The organism is Gudongella sp. DL1XJH-153 (assembly GCF_049310905.1).
Classification (GTDB): domain Bacteria; phylum Bacillota; class Clostridia; order Tissierellales; family Tissierellaceae; genus Gudongella.
Window position 1 is genome coordinate 1 of sequence record NZ_JBMEMN010000022.1, and the last position, 25,689, is coordinate 25,689.

Annotated in this window: 24 protein-coding genes, 1 pseudogene and 1 other annotated feature; of the genes and pseudogenes, 13 read left to right on the forward strand and 12 right to left on the reverse strand. The window is 39.1% G+C overall.

What is annotated here, in order from left to right; all coding sequences use genetic code 11:
• Positions 1-49 precede the first annotated feature (49 nt).
• On the reverse strand, positions 50-1,099 hold the full coding sequence (locus ACOEN1_RS09220; RefSeq protein ID WP_422486603.1) for a potassium channel family protein: 1,050 nt from the start codon (positions 1,097-1,099) through the stop codon (positions 50-52).
• Positions 1,100-1,229: 130 nt separating this feature from the next.
• On the opposite strand from ACOEN1_RS09220, the gene ACOEN1_RS09225 reads away from it, so the two are divergent.
• The 6 genes from ACOEN1_RS09225 to ACOEN1_RS09250 all read left to right on the forward strand — a co-directional run bounded on the left by ACOEN1_RS09225 (position 1,230) and on the right by ACOEN1_RS09250 (position 7,758).
• Positions 1,230-2,627, forward strand: a complete 1,398-nt coding sequence (locus tag ACOEN1_RS09225; RefSeq protein WP_422486604.1) for an MATE family efflux transporter — start codon at positions 1,230-1,232, stop codon at positions 2,625-2,627.
• A 72-nt stretch (positions 2,628-2,699) separates the two neighbouring features.
• Positions 2,700-3,395, forward strand: coding sequence for a cytochrome c biogenesis CcdA family protein (locus ACOEN1_RS09230; protein WP_422486605.1), 696 nt, complete (start codon positions 2,700-2,702; stop codon positions 3,393-3,395).
• Positions 3,396-3,481: 86 nt separating this feature from the next.
• On the forward strand, positions 3,482-4,183 hold the full coding sequence (locus ACOEN1_RS09235) for a TlpA family protein disulfide reductase (RefSeq protein ID WP_422486606.1): 702 nt from the start codon (positions 3,482-3,484) through the stop codon (positions 4,181-4,183).
• A gap of 62 nt (positions 4,184-4,245) precedes the next feature.
• Positions 4,246-5,178: a DMT family transporter gene (locus ACOEN1_RS09240; RefSeq protein ID WP_422486607.1), complete on the forward strand. Its 933-nt coding sequence runs from the start codon at positions 4,246-4,248 to the stop codon at positions 5,176-5,178.
• A 71-nt stretch (positions 5,179-5,249) separates the two neighbouring features.
• Positions 5,250-5,960: a response regulator transcription factor gene (locus ACOEN1_RS09245; RefSeq protein WP_422486608.1), complete on the forward strand. Its 711-nt coding sequence runs from the start codon at positions 5,250-5,252 to the stop codon at positions 5,958-5,960.
• A complete protein-coding gene (locus tag ACOEN1_RS09250; protein ID WP_422486609.1) occupies positions 5,926-7,758 on the forward strand; it encodes a HAMP domain-containing sensor histidine kinase in 1,833 nt (610 codons plus the stop codon). Before ACOEN1_RS09245 ends, ACOEN1_RS09250 begins: the two co-directional genes overlap by 35 nt.
• A gap of 66 nt (positions 7,759-7,824) precedes the next feature.
• Here ACOEN1_RS09250 and ACOEN1_RS09255 read toward each other — a convergent pair whose 3' ends face one another.
• The 5 genes from ACOEN1_RS09255 to ychF all read right to left on the reverse strand — a co-directional run bounded on the left by ACOEN1_RS09255 (position 7,825) and on the right by ychF (position 13,629).
• Positions 7,825-8,796 carry a M20/M25/M40 family metallo-hydrolase gene (locus tag ACOEN1_RS09255; protein ID WP_422486610.1) on the reverse strand — a complete coding sequence of 324 codons (972 nt, stop codon included), beginning with the start codon at positions 8,794-8,796 and terminating at the stop codon, positions 7,825-7,827.
• 21 nt (positions 8,797-8,817) lie between these two features.
• Positions 8,818-9,630: a hypothetical protein gene (locus ACOEN1_RS09260; RefSeq protein WP_422486611.1), complete on the reverse strand. Its 813-nt coding sequence runs from the start codon at positions 9,628-9,630 to the stop codon at positions 8,818-8,820.
• Positions 9,631-9,632: 2 nt separating this feature from the next.
• Complete coding sequence (locus ACOEN1_RS09265; protein ID WP_422486612.1) at positions 9,633-10,811, reverse strand: argininosuccinate synthase; 1,179 nt, start codon at positions 10,809-10,811, stop codon at positions 9,633-9,635.
• Positions 10,808-12,202, reverse strand: a complete 1,395-nt coding sequence (argH, locus tag ACOEN1_RS09270; protein ID WP_422486613.1) for an argininosuccinate lyase — start codon at positions 12,200-12,202, stop codon at positions 10,808-10,810. Before argH ends, ACOEN1_RS09265 begins: the two co-directional genes overlap by 4 nt.
• Before the next feature lie 54 nt (positions 12,203-12,256).
• Positions 12,257-12,463: a binding site (T-box leader), on the reverse strand.
• A gap of 71 nt (positions 12,464-12,534) precedes the next feature.
• Positions 12,535-13,629 (reverse strand): redox-regulated ATPase YchF, encoded by a 1,095-nt coding sequence (ychF, locus tag ACOEN1_RS09275; RefSeq protein WP_422486614.1) that lies wholly within the window; start codon positions 13,627-13,629, stop codon positions 12,535-12,537.
• 257 nt (positions 13,630-13,886) lie between these two features.
• Between ychF and ACOEN1_RS09280 the strand changes: the two genes are divergently transcribed.
• The 3 genes and pseudogenes from ACOEN1_RS09280 (at position 13,887) to ACOEN1_RS09290 (ending at position 15,580) form a co-directional block, all read left to right on the forward strand.
• Entirely contained in the window at positions 13,887-14,744 is an 858-nt protein-coding gene (locus tag ACOEN1_RS09280; RefSeq protein ID WP_422486649.1) for a tRNA 2-thiocytidine biosynthesis TtcA family protein, read from the forward strand.
• A 15-nt stretch (positions 14,745-14,759) separates the two neighbouring features.
• Positions 14,760-14,966: pseudogene (locus ACOEN1_RS09285) on the forward strand (hypothetical protein); the annotation flags it as partial.
• On the forward strand, positions 14,933-15,580 hold the full coding sequence (locus ACOEN1_RS09290; RefSeq protein ID WP_422486615.1) for a YczE/YyaS/YitT family protein: 648 nt from the start codon (positions 14,933-14,935) through the stop codon (positions 15,578-15,580). The pseudogene ACOEN1_RS09285 and the gene ACOEN1_RS09290, both read left to right, overlap by 34 nt.
• Before the next feature lie 26 nt (positions 15,581-15,606).
• Here ACOEN1_RS09290 and ACOEN1_RS09295 read toward each other — a convergent pair whose 3' ends face one another.
• Positions 15,607-16,290, reverse strand: a complete 684-nt coding sequence (locus ACOEN1_RS09295) for an MBL fold metallo-hydrolase (protein ID WP_422486616.1) — start codon at positions 16,288-16,290, stop codon at positions 15,607-15,609.
• A 126-nt stretch (positions 16,291-16,416) separates the two neighbouring features.
• Between ACOEN1_RS09295 and htrA the strand changes: the two genes are divergently transcribed.
• Entirely contained in the window at positions 16,417-17,613 is a 1,197-nt protein-coding gene (gene htrA / locus ACOEN1_RS09300) for a serine protease HtrA (protein WP_422486617.1), read from the forward strand.
• Between the two features lie 48 nt (positions 17,614-17,661).
• On the opposite strand, the gene ACOEN1_RS09305 is transcribed toward htrA, so the two are convergent.
• From ACOEN1_RS09305 to ACOEN1_RS09320, 4 genes are all read right to left on the reverse strand, one after another.
• The gene (locus ACOEN1_RS09305; protein WP_422486618.1) at positions 17,662-19,251 is read right to left on the reverse strand and encodes an ABC-F family ATP-binding cassette domain-containing protein; all 1,590 of its coding nucleotides are present in this window, start codon (positions 19,249-19,251) and stop codon (positions 17,662-17,664) included.
• Between the two features lie 113 nt (positions 19,252-19,364).
• Positions 19,365-19,790 (reverse strand): hypothetical protein, encoded by a 426-nt coding sequence (locus tag ACOEN1_RS09310; RefSeq protein ID WP_422486619.1) that lies wholly within the window; start codon positions 19,788-19,790, stop codon positions 19,365-19,367.
• Positions 19,791-19,801: 11 nt separating this feature from the next.
• Complete coding sequence (locus ACOEN1_RS09315) at positions 19,802-20,161, reverse strand: hypothetical protein (protein WP_422486620.1); 360 nt, start codon at positions 20,159-20,161, stop codon at positions 19,802-19,804.
• Between the two features lie 4 nt (positions 20,162-20,165).
• A complete protein-coding gene (locus ACOEN1_RS09320; protein WP_422486621.1) occupies positions 20,166-20,339 on the reverse strand; it encodes a hypothetical protein in 174 nt (57 codons plus the stop codon).
• Between the two features lie 329 nt (positions 20,340-20,668).
• Here ACOEN1_RS09320 and ACOEN1_RS09325 point away from each other — a divergent pair, with 329 nt between their 5' ends.
• The 3 genes from ACOEN1_RS09325 to pepF are packed head-to-tail and all read left to right on the forward strand — an operon-like array spanning position 20,669 to position 24,291.
• Complete coding sequence (locus tag ACOEN1_RS09325) at positions 20,669-21,148, forward strand: hypothetical protein (RefSeq protein WP_422486622.1); 480 nt, start codon at positions 20,669-20,671, stop codon at positions 21,146-21,148.
• On the forward strand, positions 21,138-22,439 hold the full coding sequence (locus tag ACOEN1_RS09330) for a DUF2812 domain-containing protein (RefSeq protein WP_422486623.1): 1,302 nt from the start codon (positions 21,138-21,140) through the stop codon (positions 22,437-22,439). Before ACOEN1_RS09325 ends, ACOEN1_RS09330 begins: the two co-directional genes overlap by 11 nt.
• A gap of 34 nt (positions 22,440-22,473) precedes the next feature.
• Positions 22,474-24,291 (forward strand): oligoendopeptidase F, encoded by a 1,818-nt coding sequence (pepF, locus tag ACOEN1_RS09335; RefSeq protein WP_422486624.1) that lies wholly within the window; start codon positions 22,474-22,476, stop codon positions 24,289-24,291.
• Positions 24,292-24,349: 58 nt separating this feature from the next.
• Here pepF and ACOEN1_RS09340 read toward each other — a convergent pair whose 3' ends face one another.
• Positions 24,350-25,543, reverse strand: coding sequence for an amidohydrolase family protein (locus tag ACOEN1_RS09340; protein ID WP_422486625.1), 1,194 nt, complete (start codon positions 25,541-25,543; stop codon positions 24,350-24,352).
• Positions 25,544-25,689 lie beyond the last annotated feature (146 nt).

A 25,689-nucleotide genomic window follows, 5' to 3' on the forward strand; every position in this document is an offset into this window, starting at 1 on the left:
CTTTTTTTGATAAAAAAACAGCACCCTCTCTTCAGAGTGTGCTGTTTTTTCAAAAGGGGCTATTTCCCGACAGCCCCTTTTCATGGGCTCTATCTCCCCTGTCGCATGCAAGTCTTCTTAAGGTTTTTATCTGTTCCTGAGTTCCAAGAACTATCATTGTATCCCCAATTTCCAACAGTTCATCAGAGCTGGGATTGAACTGAAGCTTTTTTCGATTTTTCTTGTTTATTGCAAGAACTATCAATCCTGTTTTCTCAGGAATACGAACTTCTCTTAAGGACTGATTCATGATTGGTGAATTATCACATATCACAACATCTTCAAGATCCAGAACCACTTCTCCAGCATGGGTAATTATATCAAGGAAGGAAATTACATTAGGTCTAAGCATAAGAGCAGCCATACGACTTCCACCAATTTCATCAGGAGAAATTGTATTGTTTGCGCCAGCTCTTATAAGTTTTTGATGGGAGCCTTTGTCAATTGCCCTGGATACAATATAAAGCTTTTCATTTAGTTCTCTTGCTGTCAGTACAGTGAATACATTGTCAGCATCCTTGGATAAGGAACAGATCAATCCATTTGCTCTTTCGATTCCAGCTTTTATCAAGGTTTCATCCATGGTTGCATCACCTAGTATAGCAGAGACTCCTTCTTCAAGCAGTTCCGCCACAACCTGCTCGTCCTTATCTATAACAACAAGGTTGACATCACTTTTCTGAAATCGCTTCATGGCATGCCATCCGGTTTCTCCTGCACCACATAGTATGTAGTGATTATTGTAATCAGATATTTTCCTCTCCATCATTCTCCTCCTTATTGCTTTTCTGATATCCCCTTCCATTAGTGAGGAGACTATTCTAGTAAATGCGTAACCAACAGTACCAAGACTTATAACTATAAGAATTATAGAGAATATTTTTGCTCCTGGAGTCATTGTAGCAACTTCTGTATAGCCTACTGTAGAAATCGTAATAATAGTCATATAGAGGGCATCGATAAAGCCTACGTCAAGCAGTAACCCGTAGCCCAATACTCCAAAAAGCACTATGGCAAACAAGATGAAAACAAATATGGCAACTCTATCTTTACTGGTCATAAAAAACCCCCTTTTATTCAGTATAACTTATTTATACCTATTTTTGGGGTTCTTCTACCATAAATTAATTTCGGGGGTCTAGATAATTATGATGACCAGTGCTATAATATAACTTTGAAGGAGAGATAGTATGGCAAGTGCAGCATATAAAAAGAAAAGAGAATATTTATTAAGTAACGACAATTTATATAAGACATCAATCTATCTGGCATGGCCTGTTGTTATTCAGTCTCTGCTTCAGGTTTCTGTTGGAACTATCGACATGAAGATGGTAGGGACTGTTGGTGTGGATGCAATATCCGCGGTTGGAACAAGCAGGAATATTATTATGATACTTATGGTTCTGGTAATTGCGATTTCCACTGGAACAACTGCCATGGTTGCAAGATTTGTGGGAGAAGATGACCAGGAGGGTGCAAGCATAGCTGCTGGTCAGGCTTTTATGCTATCTTTGCTCTTGTCTGCATTTATAGTACCTGTAGGGATGCTGACAAACGAGTTCAGTTTGAAGCTATTGGGAGTGACAGATGAAGTATTGGAATATGCAGTCCAATATATGGAAATATTCTTCCTTGCAGTACCGTTTTTTTTGCTGCATTTTATGGCAAGATCAATATTTCAGGGTGCAGGTGATACAAAGACGCCTCTTTACATTGATATTATGATGAATATTATCAATGTAATCGGTAATTATATATTTATATTTGGCATGTTTGGTTTTCCAGCATATGGAGTTGCTGGTGCCGCAATGGGTACAGCTCTCTCTAGAATTATTAGTGTTTTTGTAGCCTGGGGAGCGCTGCTTAGCGGAAGATTTGATATCAAGGTCAAGTGGAAGGATATGTTTAAGCCAATCTGGAAGGCATCCAAACAAATTGTAGATATTGGAGTTCCCGCTGGTTTGCAAGGACTTTCCAGAAATGCCACAACTTTTATAATGTTTGCAGTTCTGGCTAGAACCATAGATGCAGATTTTGCCATACCGGCCTTTGTAATAGGTACCAATCTCAACCAGTACGCACTGATGCCTGGTCTGGCCATAGGAACAGCTGCGGCAACACTATCAGGTATGAATCTAGGTGCAAAGCAGTATGACCGAGCCGAGGCCAGCGGAAGGGCCACGGCTATTCTAGGCGCCGGTGTTATGTTTGGAATATCATTGTTGTTTATAATATTTGCAGATCCATTTATAAACTTTTTTCTTGATGGACCGAATGAGCCGGTTGTAAGAATTGGGAAGGCATTCCTTATAATAATTGGAATATCGGAGCCTTTCCATGCAGCTTCCATAATCTTTTCCAGAACCATGCAGGGAGCAGGGTATACAAAGAAGCCTTTCCAGATTACTTTTGTAAGCTGGGTTGTAATCAGGGTATTTCTTGCGGTAACTCTGGCATTGCTACTGGGAATGGATTCTACTGGAGTTTGGCTTGCAATCAGTTCAACAAATATAATCTCTGGTTTTTGGGCATATATGGTATTCAAGAAGGGAAGATGGAAAAGTGTAAGAATATATGGAGTAAGTTAATAAAACTCTATACTTGGATACCCCTTTCGGGTATAATAGGTATAGAGTTTTATTACTGACAGGAGGTTAAATATGATTACTACAGATGTTTCACTTCCCATAGCTTTTGGAGCAGGTTTTTTGTCTTTCTTTTCACCATGCCTATTACCAATGATTCCAGCATACATTATGTATATTACCGGTGTGGATTTGGAAGAGGATTTATCTAAAGTACGGATGATGGCTCTATTGAGAACCTTTGGGTTTGTAGTAGGTTTTACCATAATCTTTATGATTATGGGCTCTTCTGCAAGTTTCTTAGGAAGGGTGTTTATCCAGAATAGGATGATGTTCTTTAGAGTAAGTGGGTTGCTGATTATTGTTTTCGGACTAAACATGATGGGAATTTTAAAATTTCGTTTCTTAAACATGGAAAAAAGAGCGAAATCACCAAAGAAGGTAACCAGTTGGTTTAGCTCTACTTTGATGGGGATGGCTTTTGCAGCGGGCTGGACACCATGCTTTGGACCAGTTCTAGGTTCAATACTGATATTCGCAGGAACTTCTGCAACTGTTTCAAAAGGAGTACTGCTGTTACTAATTTATTCCATTGGAATGGCTGTACCCTTCTTGCTAACAGCGCTTTTTATCAATGTATTTATCAAGTGGATGACAAAAGCGGAGAAATTTTTAAAGTATATGCCCTATATTAGTGGAATTATACTAGTAATCTTCGGATTGTTGATATTCTTCGATAAGATGATAGTTATAAGCTCAATGCTGTTGTAGTGTATATAAATTTGGGTAACTATTGTTACAAGTTGTTAGAGAAATTAGTACTTTAATAGTGGTAATTATTTACGAAGGAGGCATATATGAAAAAAAGCAGTCTTATTATTTTAATAGTAGCAATGTCACTGGTTTTAGTTGGAGGAATTTACTTTTTGGGAAATATGAATGATGATAACAATGAAGAGCTAGTGCCAGATGAGCAAGAATATACTGATGGTTCTGAATCAGAGGAACCCACTGAATCAGAGGAACCTATTGAATCTGAGGAACCTATTGAATTAGAGGAACCTACTGAATCAGAGGAGCCAACAACAGTAACTAATCATGATGGTTCTCTAGATCATGAACATTTTGAGATAGAGATGGGTAAACGAGCTCCTGACTTTACATTACTCGATTTGGAAGGAAATGAGACAAAATTGAGTGATTACAAAGGCAAACTTGTTTTTCTAAACTACTGGGCAACCTGGTGTCCGTATTGTGTTGAGGAGATGCCAGATCTTCAAAAGATGCATGAAGAAAATGATGACCTGGTAGTTATTGGTGTTAATGTTAGGGAAACAAAGGAGCAGGCACAAGAATTCATGACTGAAGGCGGATTTGATTTTCCTGTAATGCTTGACGAGGATGGACATATTGCATCATTGTATCTTGTAAATGCAATGCCTTCTACATTTTTTCTTAACTCAGAAGGTATAATCATTGGGTATCAGCCAGGAATGATGAATCTTGAGCAAATGGAAGATTTACTTGAACAAATGAGAGAATTGGAAGGCCAGCTGTAGCTGGTCTTTTTATTTGCCAGTTTTTCACCAAAATGCTATATTTGTATGAGGAGCGTGATAATATGACAGAAAATAGGTTTCTACCCTATATGACAGCACTCGGGTATTCCATGATATTTGGGATGTCCTTTATGTTTACTAAAATTGGATTAGGCTATATGAGCACTATTCAGCTTATTGCTTACAGATTTCTGGTAGCAGGATTAACCATGCAGATTTTAAGGGCTTTGAAATTAATAAAGTTGGATTTTAAGGGCAAGGATCTGAAGTTGGTAATCATTACAGCAATGTTTCAGCCGGTTCTGTACTTTTTCTTCGAAGTTGAGGGAGTCAACCTTACATCCACATCCCAGGCGGGACTGATGGTTTCTCTTGTTCCTGTCACAACAGCAATCGGAGCAAGGATTTTGTTTAAGGAAAGACTGAAATATATTCAGATTATGTTTATCATACTTTCTGTTAGTGGCGTGGTTGTAATAAACGCATTCAATAATTCACAGGGTTTATCTGGAAGTACGCTTGGTATGGCTTTTCTTACAATGTCATTGTTTGCAGGAACCATGTTTAGCCTCAGTTCCAAGAGAGCATCAAGGGAATTTACTCCTGTTGAAATAACCTACACAATGATGACAATGGGAGCAATAGTCTTTAATGCAACACTCCTTGTAAGAAGCGCTTTCGAAGGAACGATGGCGACATATTTTGAGCCGCTTGGCAATCCAGAGGTTATAGTTCCAATACTCTATTTAGGGTTACTATCGTCAATAGTTGCATTCTTTTTCTTGAACTTTACAATTTCAAGGATTCCAGTTTCTCAGTCAGCTATTTTTGGTAACCTGGTAACGGTATTTGCAATTCTTGCCGGAGTTTTCATCCTTAATGAACCCTTTGGACTAAAGGATGTTATTGGAGCGATCATGATAGTTACAGGCGTATGGGGTACACTGTATTTCGGCCAGAAAAAGAAAAAAGGTCAAAATGTAATAATTTCTTAAGAATTATATGGACTGTTTTGTAAGAATTATCCCCTATACTTGAAATAAAGGTAAAGGATGGTGGAGATTGGATGGGAAAGGCTCATATTCTGGTTGTGGATGATGACAGGGAAATTGCTTCAGCGATTGAAAAACTTCTACTTTTGGAAGGCTACGCGGTTACAAAGGCCTATAACGGGATGGAGGCCATGGATATACTAATTAGTGATGACATTCATCTGATAATCATGGATATTATGATGCCAAAGTTGGATGGACTATCGGCAACTATGAAAATCCGTGAGGAGAAAAATATCCCCATAATAATCATTTCAGCAAAATCTCAGGACAGCGACAAGATTTTGGGACTTTCCATGGGTGCTGATGATTATGTTACGAAACCGTTTAATCCGCAGGAGCTTGTCGCCCGTGTCAAGAGTCAGCTAAGAAGGTATATGCTTCTTGGGGATAGGGGAAACTTAAGGAATGAATCCGCTATAAGAGTAGGAAGTCTTGTTCTTGACACAGACTCAAAAGAATTCCTGATAGACGGAGAACAGGTTCGTTTGACACCTAAGGAATACGGTATTGTTGAGCTGTTGATGAAGAACCCGGGCGTTGTATTTTCAGCTGAACAGATTTATGAAAGAGTCTGGAATGAGGCTGCATATTCAGTTGAAAATACAGTGATGGTTCACATCAGAAGAATCCGTGAGAAAATCGAAATCAATCCAAAAGAGCCTAAATATCTTAAGGTGGTGTGGGGAATTGGATACAAGATTGAAAAGCTTCAGCAGAAATAACTTAACAAAGGCAGTAGCCTTTTTACTTATTGTGGCAATGGTGGCTGGGATGGCGGGAATTTTTGCATATTGGGGTTACTCAGAAATAAACCCAGAGGTTTTATTGGCCGAGAAGTACAGTGAAAGTGAGTCCTACCAGGGAGATTTGCGCAACCTGGCCTATGCCGTGGTGAAGGTTTTAGAAGGTGAGCGGGAAACTATACCCGGCGGTATTGTGTTTTATGGCAAGAATGAAGAAAACTCCATATCATGGCCATCCAATTTAACTGAGGAGCATTTCATTAAAGGTGATGTTGAATACTACTACCTTAATGAAGATAGGTTCACGAACTCTGTAACAGGCGAGACCATAGTCCCCTACGGGATAGAATCTGCATACGAGCAGGTTTACTTTTCATTGGAGAATGCTTTTTTACAGCAGAAGCAGCGGGAATGGTCAACTGGAAGGGATGCTCTGATACCTCTTGCAATTGCTTCAATTACAATGATAGTTGGTACTGTAATGCTCTTGGTGTATCTTTTTTATGTTACTGGTAAAAAAGCTCAGGATGAGGAGATCCATTTGGCACCTGTTGACAGGATTTACACAGAGGTACTTTTCGCAGGATTATTATTTGCCGGATTTATTTGGATCACAAGCATTTCAAATATGTTGTATATCTCAAGTTCATCACAGTGGACCGGGGAAGTGTACATGTCTTCAAGTCAGAAGATGGCATTATATATGATAACAGGAATCACGGCCCTTGTAACAGCAACATCAGGAGTAATCTTACTTTCATCTGTAAGAAGGATAAAAGCAAAGAGATTTTTCAGAAGTAGTTTTATATACAGGGTATTTTACAGAGGAATAGTTTATTTAAGAAGTTTTCTTGATGGAAGAAGATTTGACAGTGCACCACTGACAAGGGTCCTCCATCAAAGGCAGATTTATTTTATTGGTGGGAGCTTGATTCTTGTTATATTGACATTCATCCTGATGATGTTTGCCACTCCATTGATGCTATTGCCACCTATCCTGGAAGTGATTCTTATATACTGGTACTTTAAGTACAATAGGGAAACTTTTGATGAAATAAACAAGGGATTTGACGAAAGCCTGGAGGAGAAGATGAAGTCAGAGAGGATGAAGATAAATCTCGTAACAAACGTATCTCATGATCTGAAGACTCCCCTGACATCAATAATTAGCTATGTGGATCTTCTTTCCAGAGAAGAAGATCTCTCAGATGTCTCCAGGGATTATATAAGGATCCTTTCGGAAAAGTCCGATAGGCTAAAGAACATTGTTTCAGACCTGTTTGATCTTGCCAGGAGTACAAGTGGAGATATTGAAATTGAGGTTGAAGAGTTGGATTTAAAGAAGCTTGTTGAACAGACAGTTGTTGATATGGATGATAGTATTCAATCATCAGGTTTCCAGGTAAGAACCTGTCTTCCAGAAGAGCCTGTGGCAATCCGTTCAGATGGCAAGAAGCTTTACAGGGTGCTCCAGAATCTGTTGGACAATGCCTTGAAATATTCCCTCCAAGGTACAAGGATATATGTTGATCTTGTGGAGGAGAATGGAAACGCAAGTTTAAGGATAAAGAATACCGCGGGGTATGAGATGAATTTTACAAAGGATGAAATTCTTCAGAGATTCTTCAGAGGAGACAGTTCAAGAAGTGGTGAAGGAAGCGGGCTGGGACTTTCCATAGCTGAAAGCTTCACCAGAGTTTCCGGAGGAGAATTTGATTTACAGGTTGATGGAGATCAGTTCAATGTACTTCTAAAGTTTCCATTGGACAAAAAATAGACTAATAAGCAAAATCCAGGAGGGTATCAATCCACCTGGATTTTGTGATTTCAAGTATTACAGTCGTTAAATCTGAGGGGTAGATTTAACAAGATTCTTTATTATTTCAATTCCCTTTTCTAGCTGCCACTTTTCCACATACTCATCTTCTGAATGAGCTTGCTTAATGCTTCCTGCTCCAAAAACTACTGCATTTACTCCTGCTTCTTGAAACAAGCTTGCTTCAGTCCAAAAATCCACTTCATGGAATTCGCCCTGGAACAAGGGGCTTTTGTTTATTAGGGGAGGTCCATTAAATCTGTTTTCTATTGTCGTTTCCCTGCAATTGCTTTTTATAGCATTCACCACATCGCTTAGTTTATCAAATGTCCTTATGGAAGCTCGGTATGTGCATTTTTGAGACACTACATTGCCTGCAGTTCCACCTTCTATAATACCTACGTTAAAACCCAGTTCATCCAGTCTGGTTATATTGTGTGCAGCCTTTATGATTGCACCTTTTGATTTCATGGATGAATGCGCAGAGTCTGCAATATTCTCCAATGTAAAGGAGTAGTAGCCTTTGTGCTTGGAAACAAGCTTAAGCTCAGTAGGTTCGCAGACTATTGCTCGTCTGATGTTCTTCTTAAAATCAGATTCCAGGAAGTATTTCACCCCTGTTTTAATTCCTGACTCTTCATCGATTGAAAACAATACCATTAGATCCTTTGGTTTGACTTCCTCAATAGCTTTGAGGACCATATAGATATTGCCCTTTGTGTCACATGCACCCAAGCCATAAAGTTTACCATCCTGTTCATTCAAGCTAAGGGGATCCAATGTCCATGCATTTGATGGTTTGACTGTGTCCATATGACAATTTATCAAAAGCTCGGGGTTTCCAAAGGTTGCTATTACATTTGCCTTGTTTTGACTGATATGTTGAATTTGAATCTCGCAATCAGTATTTGATTTCAAATATTCGACCAAACACTTTATCATTTCGGTATAATCACCCTGATATGTGTTGATCTTAATTAAATCATCCAATAATTTCATTCAGTCACCCTGCTTCCTTTTCTAAACTTCCTGCTCAGCCGTAATTTCAGAGATCAGAAAGTATGATATGCCGTTCTCCTGATACTTGCCCTTGATAATATATTTCTTGCCATTCTTGATTTCATCGTTAATCATTCTGTAAACCTTGGAATTGTTTTGCTGAACCCAGAAACAATCACCTGCACTATCCAGGTCATCCTTTGCCATTGGGTACTGATCCAGCTCAAATTTCTCCGGAGTATTTCCCAGAACCGTCTTAAATGTGTCTTCCTTAGGGATTTTGGTCTTTATAAGCATACTGTTCTTACGGGTGTGGACGAATCCGTAGGACAGGATATTAAGAGGATTGACATTCTTTAGGTAAATATTTGAGCTTGGATTGTCGGTCTGAATTATGAACGTCAGATAGTCCTTGTCCTGAACCAGATGAAGAGCCAGTGCAAAGGTCAGTGACCCAAGTCCTTCTCCCTCGTGGGCAGGATCCACCAATAGGGTCCACTCATGGGCTATCTTTGGATCTGACACATTTCCAACCACACAAAGCTTTGCAACAGGTATGCCATCAATCAGAAATCCTGCAGTCAAGCCCGCTCCAATTGTTCCAAAGTTTGCAAAGGTCCAGTCCGGCGCAGCCATTCCAGCTCCATAGGCTTTTTCATTTAACTGGACCATCTCATAGGTAAAATCGTACCCTTGAGTGGTTGCCGGATCAATAAATATCGTCTTGAAGGGAAAACCTTCCATGAGGGCTTTGTATTTATCCCAGTGTAATCTATTGACTACTACAAATACCTCTAAATTCAATTTCTCATATTTCTTTAACATCTCTTTCATTTTTATTCCTCCCATTCTAAGTTTGATAATCTTTGCTGCATCGAATATAATTTTATGAAGCCATTTGCTTCCGTCCCACTCCATTTTGATTGCTGTGCATACATTGCTATATTTTCGTTAACTAAAGAGTTAGGTGAACTAAGTTCCACCACCTGGATGCTGTTAGGCTCAACCTTTATTTTGACAGTTCCACTTACTCTCTTCTGAACTGAATCTGTATACGCCTCGATATTTTTTACCAAAGGCTCATAATACAGTCCTCCATAGACCAAGTCTGACCACTCAGTGGCAGCCTGTTTATTGAACATTATCTGTCTTTTTGTTAAAACAATCTGTTCCAGTTTCTTGTGAGCTTCAACTAGGGCCAACAATGTCGGAGATTCAAACATTATTCTTCCCTTTATTCCAATTATGCAATCCCCAACATATATTCTGCTTCCATATCCATATGATCCTAAGATTGCGTTAAGCTTTGAAATGAGCTCCACTCCCTTAATATCCTGATCATTCAATTTAATGGGAAGGCCCTTTTCAAACTCAATCTTCAGATACTCCTCCGTTTTTGATTCATCCCTTTTTGTCAGTGTATATGCAAAGCTGTCTGGTTCCTTGTTCTGATCAATTTCTGTTCCTGAAACAGTAATACCAAAGATATTCTCATTGATGGAGTACTTTTTAAGGTCCTTGTCAACTTCAAATCCTTTTTCTTCAAGGTATTCAATCTCTTTCGCTCTTGTAATATTCAATTCCTTTATTGGTGCAATAATATCCGCATTTGGATTTAGGGTAATCAAGGATGCTTCAAACCTAACCTGATCATTTCCTACAGCCGTTGAGCCGTGAGCAACTGAATCCGTTCCTTCCTCTTTGGCAATCTTGAGGATTTCCTCTGCAATGATATATCTATCAGCACACATTAAAGGATATTCATCTTCATAAAGACCATTTAGCTTTATCAAATACTGAATGATATTTTCATAAATGACCTCTGTGGCATCTACTGTGTAGTGCTTTATACTTCCAAGCGACTTTGACTTTTCTTCAATTTCCTTTAGCTTATCCTCATTAAATCCTCCAGTATTTACAACAGCTGTAATAACATCATAACCTCGCTCTTTTAGATATTGAACACAAAACGTGGTGTCTAATCCTCCTGAAAAAGCCAACACTACTTTCTTCATTTCTTTACATCTCCCATCTCTTCGTTTAAGAACTCTTTGCCTCGTTCTATTGCTTTCATGACTGCCTCTCTTGCAGGACCTCCAATAAGATTTCTTGCATTTACACAGGTCTCAACTGAAATTTCCCTGTAAATATCTTCTTCTATAAGATCGCTAAACCTTTTGAAGTTCTCAACTGTAATCTCTGACAGCTTCTTGTTTTGCTTTATAGCGAAATTAACGATTTGACCGGATATTTCATGTGTCTCTCTAAAAGGAACTCCTTTTTTTACCAAATAATCCGCAAGATCGGTAGCATTGGTATAACCCTCCTCTGAAGCTTCATACATTCTGTCTTTGTTGAACCTTATGGTTTTAATCATTCCGGTAAACATATCTACACAAGCTTTTACAGTGTCAATAGCATCGAAAACTGCTTCCTTGTCCTCCTGCATATCTTTGTTGTAGGCTAGAGGCAGTGATTTCATTATAGTCAATAAAGTCATGTTTGATCCGTAAACTCTGCCGGTTTTTCCTCTTATCAACTCAGCAACATCTGGGTTTTTCTTTTGTGGCATTATACTACTGCCTGTACTAAAGCCATCGTCCATCTCCACATAACCAAATTCTCCAGATGCCCAAAGTATTATCTCTTCGCAAAACCTGCTAAGATGCATCATTATTATTGACAGATCTGAGGCAAGCTCTATTGCAAAGTCCCTATCACTCACACCATCCAAGCTGTTGTAGGTGATATCATTGAATCCAAGCAATTGGCAAGTGTATTCCCTATCCAGATCAAATGTTGTTCCCGCCAGTGCGCCTGAACCCAAGGGCATAATCATTATTCTTTTCTTTGCATCAAGTAGCCTTTCCATATCACGCCTGAACATTTCAAAGTAAGCCATCAGGTAGTGTGCCAGGGTCAGAGGCTGTGCCTTCTGCAAATGAGTATATCCCGAAAGTATAGTGTCCAGATTGTCTTCAGCTATCGATATCAAAGCTTCCTCCAAATTTTTCAACAGTTCCACCAAAAGGTCCACTTCTGTTCCCAGATACATTCGAAAGTCCGTGGCGACCTGGTCGTTCCTGCTTCTACCAGTATGAATCTTCTTACCTAAGTCGCCAATTCTTTCAGTTAATGTCGCTTCTATGAAGGTATGGATATCTTCATGCTCCATACCAATTTGCAACTTTCCATCCTCTATGTCTTGAAGCATTTCATTTAATGACATTTCAACCTTAACAGTCTCATCTTCAGTGAGTACTCCACACCTGTTTAAGGTCTTTGCATGGGCAATGCTTCCCAAAATATCCTCTCTATATAACCGCCTATCAACGTGAATTGAGGATTGGAAATCAAATGCTGCCTTATCAGTTTGATTCTCAAAACGACCACCCCATAGTTTCACTTACATCACCTCTCCATTTAAATTTGCATATAAAAAAATCCCGATCTCTTTAAACTAAGAGACGGGATTGCCGTGGTACCACTCAAATTGACATAAAATATGTCCACTCAAAGCCTTATCGCTAGCTAACGTTCCTCCTACTACCAATTCAAAGGAAATCTCATTGGTCCTTTTCCCATCAGGCTTGAACATCGGGCTTCCACCATCCCCAACTCGCTATTTCAAACTACCAATAGTAATTCTCCAACTCATCGACTTAAAGTATTAATATATTGTTGCTAATTATATCAAAATGACTTTCAATGTCAAGTACAAGTTTGATTTTAAATGTTCTAGACGTTAAATCTGAAGTGAACCACATCTCCGTCTTTCATAATGTAATCTTTTCCTTCTATCCTGACTAGACCTTTTTCCCTTGCTGATGCCATGCTTCCACCATGTGCCATAAGGTCATCGTAATGAATTACCTCTGCTCTTATAAAACCTCGTTCAATATCAGAGTGTATCTTGCCGGCTGCCTGTGGTGCAGGGGTTCCAATCTTGATGGTCCATGCCCTTGACTCCGGTTCACCGGCAGTCAGGAAACTCATAAGACCAAGGAGTTTGTAGCTTGCCTGTACAAGCTTGTCCAGACCAGATTCGGAAAGCCCAAGGTCATTTAAGAATTCTTTTCTTTCCTCTTCGTCCAATTGCGAGATTTCCTCTTCAATTTCTGCACTTACTACAACAACTTCTGCTCCTTCTGTTGCGGCAAAATCTCTTACAATTTTTACATAAGGATTGTCATCCTCTGATCCCACATCTGATTCAGATATATTTGCAATATAGATTATGGGCTTTGAGCTGAGCATATTCAATGACCTAAGAATTGCCGCTTCATCAATTGTAAGATCAAGAGTCCTGAGTGACTTGCCTTCTTCCAATACCGCAAGAGCCTTCTTTATTACATCCGCTTCAAGTCTCATTGATTTATCATTCTTGGCAAGCTTCTGTGCTTTGTCAAGGCGTCTTTCCAAAAGCTCCATATCTGACAGCATCAGTTCAATGTTAATGGTCTCAATATCCCTTAAGGGGTCAATTCCTCCGGAAACATGTACAACATCCTCATTCTGGAAGCATCTTACCACATGGACAATTGCTTCAACTTCTCTTATGTGTGCCAGGAACTTGTTCCCGAGTCCTTCTCCCTTGCTAGCTCCAGCCACTAGTCCTGCAATATCATAAAATTCTATTGCCGTTGGAACTATCTTTTTTGAATTATAGATTTCTGCAAGCTTATAAATCCTTTCATCTGGTACTGCAACCACACCTACATTTGGTTCTATTGTACAGAAGGGGTAATTTGCTGATTCCGCACCTGCATGGGTTATTGCATTGAATAATGTACTTTTTCCTACATTAGGTAGTCCTACTATTCCAAGTTTCATTTTAAATTCCTTTCTATATATGAATTATTATCGATTCTTATCCATGAGTAAGAATTATATCCTAAATTACTTTGGATTGCAACGGATTAATCGCTTCTGATAAGATTATATCATAAGGTGCAGGATAGCGGAGTGTAGATTTTGACCTTGCGCAATATTCTTGTATTAATCAGATATTTGTTATAAACTAGTAATATTAGTTTGATACACAAAGTAAATTGGGATTTTAGATGGAGTGATTTAAATTGAGTGAAAAAATTTCAGAGATAGCAGGAGAAGGCTGTGAGATTCTGGCTCCTTTCAATGATAGGAAACCTTTGAAGGATATAGAAAGAAGCATCATCAAGACCTACAGAAAGCATGTCTGGACAAAGTTTATAAAAGCAGTAAAGGAATATGAACTTATACAGGACGGGGATAAAATCGCCGTAGCCGTATCTGGTGGAAAAGACAGTCTGTTGATGGCTAAGCTCTTCCAGGAACTAAAAAAATATGGGACCCAGAACTTTGAAGTGGAATTTATTGCAATGGACCCTGGCTACCATCCAGATATTCGTGAACTGCTTGAGGAAAATTGCAAGTACTTGGACATACCTGTTCACATATATGAAGCAAATGTATTTGAAGTTGCAGATAAAATTGCCAAGGACTATCCTTGTTATATGTGTGCGAGAATGAGAAGAGGAGCACTTTATGGAAAAGCCCAGGAATTGGGTTGTAACAAGCTGGCTCTTGGACATCATTATAATGACGTGATTGAAACTACAATGCTAAATGTCCTTTGTGCTGGTAACTTCAAGACCATGATGCCTAAACTAAAGGCACAAAACTTTGAGAATATGGAACTTATCAGGCCGATGTATCTTGTTGAAGAAAAATATATTGAACGGTTTATTCAGAATGCAGGGATTTGGCCACTTAATTGCGCCTGTATGGTTTCTGCAAAAAAAATCGGAAACAAGCGTCATGAAATAAAGGACCTTATTGAAAAACTTAAGGATGATTTTCAAAATGTTGACAGTTCAATTTTCAGAGCCGCTCAAAATGTAAATATGGAAGGAATTCTCGGGTGGGAAGAAGATGGTGAGAAGCATTCCTTTCTGGATGAATATTAAGGAGGAGCTTACACCTGGTGGTCATATATCACCAAGGCAAGGGAAAGAAATGCAGGCTTGAGAATTGATTATTGCCTAGTATCCAAAGAGCTTGAGGACAGGACTGAAGATGCTGGAATACTAATCGATGTCATGGGCTCTGACCATTGCCCTGTCGAGTTGAAATCAAATAGAAAAGAAGGGGTAAAATGCAATATTCACCACAAAGATTGTTTATGGTAGTAGTCGGGTTGTTCATATTTGCAACAGGAATTGTACTTACGATTAATGCAGGCCTTGGGGTATCGCCTTGGGATGTATTTCATCAGGGGGTATCCAGAACTGTTGGAATTACAATAGGTCAGGCAAGCATTACAATGGGATTTTTAATAATACTCCTGGACATTTATCTTGGACAGGCAATAGGCTGGGCTACAATAATGAATATGCTCCTAATCGGAACATTTATTGATGTTCTTATGCTTAACAATCTTATCCCAGTTGCAGAAACAACTGTTGTGGGACTTGTAATGATAATTACAGGTATCGTCGTACAGGCAACCGGATTCGCTATTTATATTTCCCAGGGAATCGGAGCTGGTCCAAGGGATGGGCTGATGGTAGTTCTGACGAGAAGAAGTGGTAAGTCTGTAAGATTGATTAAAAGCATAATTGATGCTACAGCTGTATCCATTGGTATCATACTTGGAGGAACCTTTGGTATTGGAACTATAATAATGGCATTTTTCGGAGGAATCATTTTCCAGACATTATTTAGAGTAATAAACTTTAAGGTTGAGAAGGTGAATCATCGATTTATTCAAGATGACTTGAAGGAAATAAGAAACAAAGCATAAAGTAAGGATGGCCTCGGCCATCCTTTTTAGATATAGAATTTTTGATTGCGTTGATCCACATTATAGACATGTGTATTACCTGATGGCAAATTGTTTATAAACTCATCGATTATTTCGAAGTTATCCCCAAAGTGCAGTGGGAAGAAATGGTTGGGGTTGGTTTTTTGGATAAAATAATTGCCACCTAAGGCAAAGTTATCTCCCAATCGAGGATCAACTGGGAAGAATGCAATATCAATCTTGTGTTGCTTGATTCTATCGATCTGGTATTTGAAGTCCTTCTCCATCTGTTTCTTTTCTTCTGTGGAGTCATCCTCCCAATACCACCAATGAAGATCACCTGCAAAAAAAATATTCAGTCCATCCACATTCACCAGGAAAGCAACTCCCTGATCTGTTGAATTGAAGGTATCTACAGTAAAATCCATAAAATTTATCCGTTCATATGGGCCCATTAGCCTTATTCTTCCATTTGGAGACGCAATGATATCATCACTTAGGATGTAGGTAATATCATCGCTTGCAATAGTCCACCTGAAAATATCTTCATTGTAGTGATCGGGGTGGGAATGGCTTGAGAAAACAACAACTGGTTTATCAGGTAGTTCAATATCTCCTTTAAAATAGTCAAATACCATGAAATATTTCTCAGTCTCAATTGTATATCCGCTGTGATAGATATATTCAATTTTAATTTTGTCCTTTATCATCTGGTTACCTCCTTCTAGGTGTACTCTTACTTTACCCATTTTTACACAATTTCCACCTCTTTTTCATATTCCTTTCACATAGAGCTTGTATTATAAAGCTAGAGATAAGGAAAGGAGAGGTTAATTATGGATTACAAGGATAAAGAATATGAAAATACAAATGAAGAGGTATTTCAGGATGATCGTACAGAAGAAACCGCTGATCAGCTTCAACCTGTGAACAAGAAAAAAGAAATCAAGCATGGGAAGTGGTTATCACTTGTAGCCTTGATTCTTTTGATATCATTTGTGGGGGGCTTAGGAGGAGCTTATGTAGGAAATGCTTATATTTTTGACACAAGAACATCTCAAGCTTCAATCCAGCAACCATTCAGTATCAATACAAATGACAGCATCACAGCAGTTTCTGCCGTAGCAAAAAAAGGTATGAGCTCAGTAGTTGGAATAACTACTGTTGAGACACAGCAGTCATGGTTCTCGCAGCAAGATGTAAGCGGAGTAGGCTCAGGAGTAATCGTTCACAGAGACGGCTACATTCTGACAAATTCCCATGTGGTAGCAGATGGTGAAGCCAAGGAAATCACTGTAAAATTTGAAGACGGAGAAAAGAGTGAGGGTGTTGTTCTCTGGAATGACTCATTCCTTGATCTTGCGGTCGTGAAAGTGGAAAGAAACAATCTTCCTGTGGCAGTATTGGGAGATTCAGATAGATTAACTGTGGGAGAATTGGCTGTAGCAATTGGAAATCCTTTGGGATTGGAGTTTGAAAGAACGGTGACAAGTGGCATAATATCAGGCCTCAACAGATCTGTAAGAGTAGATTCCAGCAATATCATCGAGGATTTGATACAGACAGATGCATCCATAAATCCGGGAAACAGTGGAGGACCATTGCTAAATAGCAATGGAGAGGTTGTCGGAATCAATACAGCCAAAATAAAGACTGCCGAGGGACTTGGCTTTGCAATTCCAATCAACCTCACCAAGCCCATTATTCAGGAGATAATCGAGACAGGTACCCATCAGACGGTACTTCTTGGGATTACAGGAGTATCACTGGAGGAATATGAGGCAAGACTTGGAATAGACCTTGCACCGGAATCTGGAGTTGTTGTAATTGAAGTCCAGCCGGAAAGTGCAGCAGATGAATCTGAAGTTCTACCTGGAGATGTTATTGTAAGCATTGATGATATTGAAATCTCCAACATGGGTCAATTGAGGAGAGCTCTGTACAAATACAGCACCGGCGATGCCCCAGAGCTTAACATAGTACGAAATGGTGAAAACATAACTCTAAATCCAGAATTTCGGATAAAAAAATAAATCCTGAGGCCAATTAATTTGGCCCAGGATTTTTTTTGCCTTGAACTTTTATTTCATGTAGTACTCTTCAATGTATTCCTCATACGTCATAGATCTATCTCTGATGCCATCAGGTGTTATTTCAATTATTCTGTTGGCGATAGTCTGCATAAACTGGTGGTCATGGGAATTGAACAATAAGTTGCTCTTATAGTCCCTTAAACCATTGTTTACTGCGGTAATTGATTCCAGGTCCAGATGGTTTGTTGGTTGATCCAAAATAAGAACATTTGCTTCCTTGAGCATCATTCTGGATAACATGCATCGAACCTTTTCTCCTCCTGAAAGGACCTGTGCATCCTTAAGTGCCTCATCCCCGGAGAACAGCATTCTGCCAAGGAATCCTCTAAGATAGATTTCGCTTTGCTCAACTGAGAATTGTCTTAACCAGTCCACAAGATTCAACTTAATATCATTGAAAAACTCGGCATTGTCTTTTGGGAAATATGAGGTAGTAATTGTCTGTCCCCATTTGTAGGAACCACTATCTGGTTCCATTTCACCTACGAGAATTTGGAAGAGTGCCGACACGGCATTTTCATCTCCAATAAATGCTATCTTGTCATTTTTATTCACTCTAAAAGATATATCCTTAAGGGAAATATCTCCATCAAGTTTCTTGCTAAGATTCTCAACCGTCAGGATTTCATTTCCTACTTCTCTTTCCATTGTAAAACCTACAAAGGGGTATCTTCTATTTGATGGCGTTATATCATCAAGTGATATTTTATCAAGAAGCTTCTTTCTTGAGGTTGCCTGTTTTGATTTTGAGGCATTGGCAGAGAATCTCTTGATAAATGCTTGAAGATCCTTGATCTTGTCTTCCTTCTTCTTGTTTTGGTCTCTCATCAACTGCAGAGCAAGTTGACTGGATTCATACCAGAAGTCGTAGTTACCTGCAAACATTTTGATCTTGCCGAAATCAATATCCACCATGTGAGTACAGGCTTCATTCAGGAAATGACGGTCGTGGGATACGACAATGACTGTACCCTCGAAATCTCCCAGGAAATCCTGAAGCCATTTAACGCTTTTTACATCAAGGTCATTGGTAGGCTCGTCCAGAATAAGTATTCCGGGCTTTCCAAACAAGGCTTGGGCAAGGAGTACCTTTACCTTCTCATTTCCCGTTAATTCCTTTACCTTCTTCTGATGCAGGGAAACCGGGATTCCAAGTCCCTGAAGAAGTGAAGAAGCCTCGCTTTCAGCACTCCATCCGTCCATTTCGGCGAACTCACCCTCCAACTCGGATGCTTTTATTCCATCTTCATCTGTGAAGTCTTCCTTAGCATAGATTGCATCCTTCTCAATCATTATTTCATAAAGTCTTTTGTTGCCCATTACTACAGTTTCAATTACACCAAACTCATCAAAAGCATAGTGATCCTGTTTTAGGACACTCATACGTGAATTTGCTGCAATGCTTATTTCTCCTGAATCTGCCTCTATATCACCGGATAGGATTCTCAGGAATGTACTTTTTCCTGCGCCATTAGCGCCGATAACACCATAGCAGTTTCCTGGTGTGAAAGTTAGGTTTACATCGTCAAATAGTTTTTGGGAGCCAAATCTAAGGCTCACGTTATTTACATTAATCAATTGTTCTTCATCCTCTTTTAAATATTTTCATCATGCCATTTTACCATAAGGAGTTGTTTAATTCAACAAAAAAGAACCTTCACAGGTTCTTTAGGCAAATCTATGTGAATAAGTTACTGCCAGACTCCCACTGATTTGGAGTAGGGGTCGCTCTTGCGAGCTCTATTCGCAGCTACTGCCGAATTCCTGACACCAATCCAGGTGAAGCAGGATATAGCCGCGATTGTTCCAAGTCTACCACCAACACCAGCATAAGCTGTGGTTGTCAGGGTGAATAAAAGCCCGATAATTGAAGAAATCATAATCATATCAATAATAGAAGGTGCATTTTTTCTTGAGACCATTCCACCATATGAAGCGCAGGCTGCTACAACCATAAGAGTTGTACCCATGGAGGGGAAAAAATAAGGAAAAATGATTCCGGATACCAAAGTTACAGAAGCTGAAGCAAGAACAGCTCCTTTATTAAGATAGTTAGCAATTACATAAGTTGCTAGACCAGCTGCAATTGCTGTAAATACAATTAATAAAATATTCATAGTTCGTCCTCCTATCCAATTAGTCCTGAAATAGCTTTTGTTACAAGTGTTGCTGCAGCTGCGGTTGTTCCGCCCTTTCCGCCGATGCCTGCGTAAACTTCAGTTGTTGCTATAATCACCATACCTGCTATCAAACCACCTAAAAGGGCAATGAATAAAGAGGGAAGTACAGTTAATGAACTCATTCCCACAAAAGAGGAAGTGTATGCTATACCTGCCAATGCACCAGGGATGAAAAGAGCTGCAACTACACCTACCAAGCCACTTGCAACAATGGGACCAAGTCCAAAATGATGATTCAAAATCCAGGTCAAAGAAGTGCTCCCTATGGCCAATATTAAGATTCTGATTTTTGATTTATCCATAGTCATGTTATTATTCACCTTCTTTAAGATTATTGTAGTGATCAAAAAGACTTAGTGTAAAAAAGTATCCGACAAGTGTTAGGATTATCATATTAAGTGGACTTGCATTTCCGAGCCCGATTGTAAATAAAAGGCCGGAACCAGTAGCTGCGAAGGCCGCCAGTCCAATTGATTTTTTTATCATATTAAAACCTCCAAAATGCATATTGTTATTTATGTAACAATATATTATCACGGCATGCAACATAAATCAATAGTATTTTCAAAAAAACACTCAGTGTTTTAATAAATTAATAGGAAAGCAGCCAGACAAGTCTATGATTTAGCTTAGTACAAGGTTTAGGGGCATATATATAAATAAATTTAACTATATCTATTTAAAAGTGAAATAAATAACAAGCATATGTCAATTATCAATAACTCCAAAATGTCACATATTAGTGTTTAATAGGTTAATTCAGCCGATTATTTGTGATATAATAAAAAGAAGACAATAATCTAAGGGGGATACCTATGTTACTATATATTCTAAAGAGAGTCGCAATGCTAATTTCGATATTATTGATGCTGTTGGGTACTGTCTTTTACTTTTCTGACTCCATTAAATATGAACCAATGATTCAGCTTATAGAAGAGGATTATCCACAATACGAGTTCTACTCAACACCACCGGAGGATTACGAAAATTTGGATATTGATTATAACCGGGTGCTTGCATTTCACAATCTTGAGTTTCATATGTTTGACAAGGATAGTTCAGTAAATGAGCCAAGAATTCAGGAAGAGGTTACTAGAGGAATGGATTCCCAACAGGTGGTTGAGCTGAGAAATCAGGTTGGTCTTCTTTCTGGAGATATTCATGACTATTATTTTCCAAGAGCTTTTTTTAGTTACGCAAAAGGACATTACGTAGCATTTCTGATTGTAGCTGCCTTTGAAACCATCAGGGTAATGATCGCAGGGAGCCGTGAAAGGAGAAGAAATGACAGATAAGAAAAGATATAAGTTGGAAGGTTTCCAGCTTACAGATTGGAAGGTCATGGAGGAACATTATAAAAATATGGCCAGCAAGGGTCTGCTTGTAGAAAAATTCAAGTGGGGTATCAGTACATACAGGAAAGGCTACCCTGAGGACATGGAATATTACATTGGCATCTATCCCCAACCAAAAGCCTATGAGACAGTGGATAAGGAAAAAACAAGGAAGTATGTTGAGCAGCAGAAGGAGAAGGGGTGGAATCATGTATGTTCCAAAGATCACCTTCATATCTTCAGCAGCAGGGAAGGAAATAATCTTGAAACAATAGATACCTCAGCACAGATGGATAACATAAGAAGGACCATTAAGCTTGAGAATATTAGCTTTATTTCTATAATTCTGTTGAACGTTTTCAATTTATGGAATATGTTTCCAATCCACCCCTCAATATTCTATTACAACACAGGTCTATTTAGTCTTATACTTATGCCCACAATATCGATTTTTCTATTAGTTTCTGTAATTAGAAATATCCGAATCTGGCTTAATATAAAAGGAAAGGATGACATTGATGAATTTCCTTTTATGAACCCATCGGCGGTTCTGCTGTCCAGGAAGGTACAAATGACGGTTAGTGTCTTGCTTATTACTATACTTATAGCGATAGTTACAGTCGATTCTGTTGTCGCTGGGAATATGATAATTCTAACAATCCTACCTGTTATAGCTGGATTGTTTGTGGCATTCAAGCTTAGGGGATTCTTCGGTGGAAGGAATATGGGCACAGTACAAAAGACCCTTGTGGCATTAGTTATTGTATTTGTAGTGATAGGCTTGATGACCATAATAAACATGAGACTTATCTCTACCGGCTTTGGAGACCAGTTGCCGGATGATTACAAGGCCCTTAGAATTGAAAACCCAGACACCACATCATTTAGAAGAGAGGGAAGCGTAATTGCTCCGACCAGATACTCTTACAGGGAATGGAGACGGAATGAAAGTGTTTCAACAGAAGTAACGGGGTATATAAACGATAGTGTAGCTGAATATTTTTATGACATGGAACTTGAAAGCGATACAAGGTTTATGGGAGATTACTGGGATGCAAAAAAGTGGTACCCTGACTATGACAGAGCACAATTTATAACCTATATTGACCAGGAAATGGAGGATGGTGGAATTCTGTTTCTCAAGAAAGATGAGTACATTGTAAGATTGTATACGGGGAAGGATTTTAGGAAAGAAGAAGTTGTTGTAAATATAAATGAGTTTGTTGATAGTTTGTTTAAAGAAGGCATTTAGCCACAGGGTAATAATTTGAACAGGGGGAATAGTTATGGAAGATAAGATGCCAAAAAGAAGCGAAGTCGACAAAAGTCTAACTTGGGATCTTACAGGTCTTTTCAAGGATGAAAAGTCCTTCAAGGAAACAATGGAAAAATACATTTCCATCGGTGAAGCCATTGAACGAAAATATAAAGGCAAGCTCTTGACAGCAGAGGAAATAAATCAATGTCTTGATGATATGAGAGAATTGGAAATGCTTGGCGGATGGCTTGAAAACTATTCCTATCTATGTGCAGAGGCGGACCTGACAAATATGAAGGCACAGGAAAGACTCGATGATATCAGCAATAGGATTTCATCTATGGAAAGCAGACTAAGCTTTGTGGAGTCAGAAATAATGCAGACACCTGAAGAAGTACTTATGGATGCGGCAAGACAAAACTCAGAAAATATGGGTTACTTCAAGTTTATAGCAAGGAAGAAGCCATTCAGGCTTCACTCGGAGGCAGAGAGAGTTTTGTCAGCATTATCAACTACTTTTGAAGCACCTTACAGAGTATATAATATGGCAAAGCTTGCGGATCTTTCATTCGAGGATTTTCAGTCTAGAGGGGAAAGCCATTCATTGAGCTTTGCATCCTTTGAAGGTCAGTGGGAATATGAAAAAGACACAGAGCTCAGAAGAGATGCCTTTAAAGCATTCTCGAAGGATCTCTCAGGCTATAGAAATACCATGGCGACGGCATATCAAGCTCATGTCACGAGAGAGAAGACCCTGTCTGATTTAAGAGGATTTGATTCAGTTTTTGACAGCCTTCTGGTCGACCAGGAAGTGACTTTGGACTTATACAACAGGCAAATTGATTTGGTAATGGAGCATCTTGCTCCTCATATGAGAAAGTATTCAAGTCTTCTGGGTAGAATTCATGGAATTGAGAAGATGACTTTTGCGGATCTTAAAATGGATGTGGATCCTGATTTTGAGCCTGAAATCTCAATGGAGAAAACAAAGAAGTATATATTCGATAGTCTTGGAATACTTGGAGAAGACTATCTGATGATGCTTGAAAAAGCATTTGATGAGAGATGGATAGACTTTGTAATGAACGAAGGCAAGTCAACAGGAGCATTTTGTTCAACTCCATATGGATCGCATCCCTTTGTATTGCTTTCCTGGACGGACAAGATGAGAGATGTTTTCACTCTTGCACATGAATTGGGTCATGCGGGCCATTTTCATCTTGCAAATCGAAATCAGAGCATATATAATGCAGAGCCTTCATTATACTTTATTGAAGCGCCATCTACAATGAATGAGATGCTGCTTACAAACCACCTAATGAAAACAACTGAAGACAAGAGAATGAAGAGATGGGTGTTATCATCCATAGTTTCAAAGACCTATTATCACAACTTTGTTACGCATCTTTTGGAAGCACATTATCAAAGAGAGGTTTACAAGATAATAGATGTTGGTGGAAGTGTCAACGCCGAAGTGCTTGATGATTTGAAGAGAAAGACTCTGGAGACTTTCTGGGGAGAAGATGTTGAGATAAATGAAGGGGCTGAAATGACCTGGATGAGGCAACCTCATTATTACATGGGCTTGTATCCCTACACATACTCAGCAGGACTTACAATAGCAACAGAAGCAAGTCATAGGATTCTTAAGGATGGCGAAAGAGCAATTGAGGACTGGAGAAATGTTCTTATTGCCGGAGGAACAAAGAACCCTGTTGAGCTGGCGAGAATGGCTGGTGTTGATATTACAACAGAGAGGCCATTGCTGAATACAATAGCCTATATAGGGAAGTTAATCGATGAGATTGAGAAGTTAACAGATGAAATCGGAAAAGAAAATCAGTAAATAATATGGCTCCTGATAATGATATCAGGAGCCAAAATTTTTGGGTAGTAAATCTATATTATTTGACCTTGTTTCCCAACTTATATACATTTTCAACATTGAAGAGGGCATCAATGTTACCCAGTGGATTTTCATCAAGTACTATGAAGTCAGCGTATTTACCTCTTTCAAGTGTTCCGTAATCATTTTCAATTCCAAGACATTCCGCGCCATTTCTTGTAGTTGCTACAATTCCTTCCATTGGGGTCATTCCGTTTTCAACCATAAGCTTAACTTCCCAAGGTGCACCATCATGCTGGTTGAATGGTGTTCCAGAGTCAGTTCCCATGGCAATTTTAACTCCAGCCTTGAGGGCTCTCTGGAAGCTGTCTATATGGTATTTCATTACATACTCTGCCTTGTCGACCGCAAACTTTGGAATACCAGCATCCACACCGTACTTGACAATAAAGTATGGAGCCACAAGGGTTGGGACAAGAAAAGTTCCGTTATGGACCATCATCTGGATTGCTTCATCATCCAGGAATATACCATGCTCAATTGAATCTATCCCGGCCCTTATTGCATTCTTGATACCAGTTGTACCCTGTGCATGGGTAGCTGTTTTCTTTCCTGCCTTGTGAGCCTCCATTACGGCACTTCTCATTTCATCCTCTTCCAGCTGAGGGCTTCCAGGCTCAACACCGGGAGTCATAACACCACCTGTTGCCATAATCTTGATCACATCAGCGCCTGCTTTTAGCTGCTCTCTTGCAGCTTTTCTGGTTTCCTCTGGTCCATCGGCTTCTCTGCCCATCATCCACCCATGTCCTCCGGTCATTGTAATGACCTTTCCCGAAGCAAGGAATTCAGGACCTTCCACAAGACCAGACTTGACCTCATCCCTGAGTACTATGTCCATGTAATCGTACCCACCCATATCCCTGAAGTAGGTTGTCCCGGAATAAAGATGCTTTTTAAGGTTTGCCACACCTCGTAGGAGAGTCTTGTATTTTGATTCAGTCATAAGTAGCTTGTTTGGATCTCCAACAGGCTCCATAATAATATGGACATGTGTGTTTATCATTCCTGGCATCACGTATTTTCCATGAAGATCAACAACTTCATACCCGTTTGTGGATTCTACATCAACTAGCTTACCGAGTTTTTTGATTTTTTTGTCATCTACTATCATAAACGCATTTAAAAGGGGGTCTGCTCCAGTGCCATCAATAAGTGTGAAGCCTTTAAAAAAAATCTGTTTACTTGTCATATTATCCCTCCGGTTTATATCTTTGGAATTTGTTGTCTCAATCAATATCCAAAGAAAATTGAATAGCTAAATAAAATTATATTGTCCTTTTTAATTTATGTCAATGCTTTGAAATCATTGTAACGCAATAAAGCCCAAATATCCAT

Excerpts from the sequence above, each read along its gene's own strand:
- ACOEN1_RS09220 (WP_422486603.1), bottom strand. The coding sequence starts at position 1,099 with ATGACCAGTAAAGATAGAGTTGCCATATTTGTTTTCATCTTGTTTGCC.
- ACOEN1_RS09225 (WP_422486604.1), top strand. The coding sequence starts at position 1,230 with ATGGCAAGTGCAGCATATAAAAAGAAAAGAGAATATTTATTAAGTAAC.
- ACOEN1_RS09230 (WP_422486605.1), top strand. The coding sequence starts at position 2,700 with ATGATTACTACAGATGTTTCACTTCCCATAGCTTTTGGAGCAGGTTTT.
- ACOEN1_RS09235 (WP_422486606.1), top strand. The coding sequence starts at position 3,482 with ATGAAAAAAAGCAGTCTTATTATTTTAATAGTAGCAATGTCACTGGTT.
- ACOEN1_RS09240 (WP_422486607.1), top strand. The coding sequence starts at position 4,246 with ATGACAGAAAATAGGTTTCTACCCTATATGACAGCACTCGGGTATTCC.
- ACOEN1_RS09245 (WP_422486608.1), top strand. The coding sequence starts at position 5,250 with ATGGGAAAGGCTCATATTCTGGTTGTGGATGATGACAGGGAAATTGCT.
- ACOEN1_RS09255 (WP_422486610.1), bottom strand. The coding sequence starts at position 8,796 with ATGAAATTATTGGATGATTTAATTAAGATCAACACATATCAGGGTGAT.
- ACOEN1_RS09260 (WP_422486611.1), bottom strand. The coding sequence starts at position 9,630 with ATGAAAGAGATGTTAAAGAAATATGAGAAATTGAATTTAGAGGTATTT.
- ACOEN1_RS09265 (WP_422486612.1), bottom strand. The coding sequence starts at position 10,811 with ATGAAGAAAGTAGTGTTGGCTTTTTCAGGAGGATTAGACACCACGTTT.
- ychF (WP_422486614.1), bottom strand. The coding sequence starts at position 13,629 with ATGAAACTTGGAATAGTAGGACTACCTAATGTAGGAAAAAGTACATTA.
- ACOEN1_RS09290 (WP_422486615.1), top strand. The coding sequence starts at position 14,933 with ATGCAATATTCACCACAAAGATTGTTTATGGTAGTAGTCGGGTTGTTC.
- ACOEN1_RS09295 (WP_422486616.1), bottom strand. The coding sequence starts at position 16,290 with ATGATAAAGGACAAAATTAAAATTGAATATATCTATCACAGCGGATAT.
- htrA (WP_422486617.1), top strand. The coding sequence starts at position 16,417 with ATGGATTACAAGGATAAAGAATATGAAAATACAAATGAAGAGGTATTT.
- ACOEN1_RS09310 (WP_422486619.1), bottom strand. The coding sequence starts at position 19,790 with ATGAATATTTTATTAATTGTATTTACAGCAATTGCAGCTGGTCTAGCA.
- ACOEN1_RS09315 (WP_422486620.1), bottom strand. The coding sequence starts at position 20,161 with ATGACTATGGATAAATCAAAAATCAGAATCTTAATATTGGCCATAGGG.
- ACOEN1_RS09320 (WP_422486621.1), bottom strand. The coding sequence starts at position 20,339 with ATGATAAAAAAATCAATTGGACTGGCGGCCTTCGCAGCTACTGGTTCC.
- ACOEN1_RS09325 (WP_422486622.1), top strand. The coding sequence starts at position 20,669 with ATGTTACTATATATTCTAAAGAGAGTCGCAATGCTAATTTCGATATTA.
- ACOEN1_RS09330 (WP_422486623.1), top strand. The coding sequence starts at position 21,138 with ATGACAGATAAGAAAAGATATAAGTTGGAAGGTTTCCAGCTTACAGAT.
- pepF (WP_422486624.1), top strand. The coding sequence starts at position 22,474 with ATGGAAGATAAGATGCCAAAAAGAAGCGAAGTCGACAAAAGTCTAACT.
- ACOEN1_RS09340 (WP_422486625.1), bottom strand. The coding sequence starts at position 25,543 with ATGACAAGTAAACAGATTTTTTTTAAAGGCTTCACACTTATTGATGGC.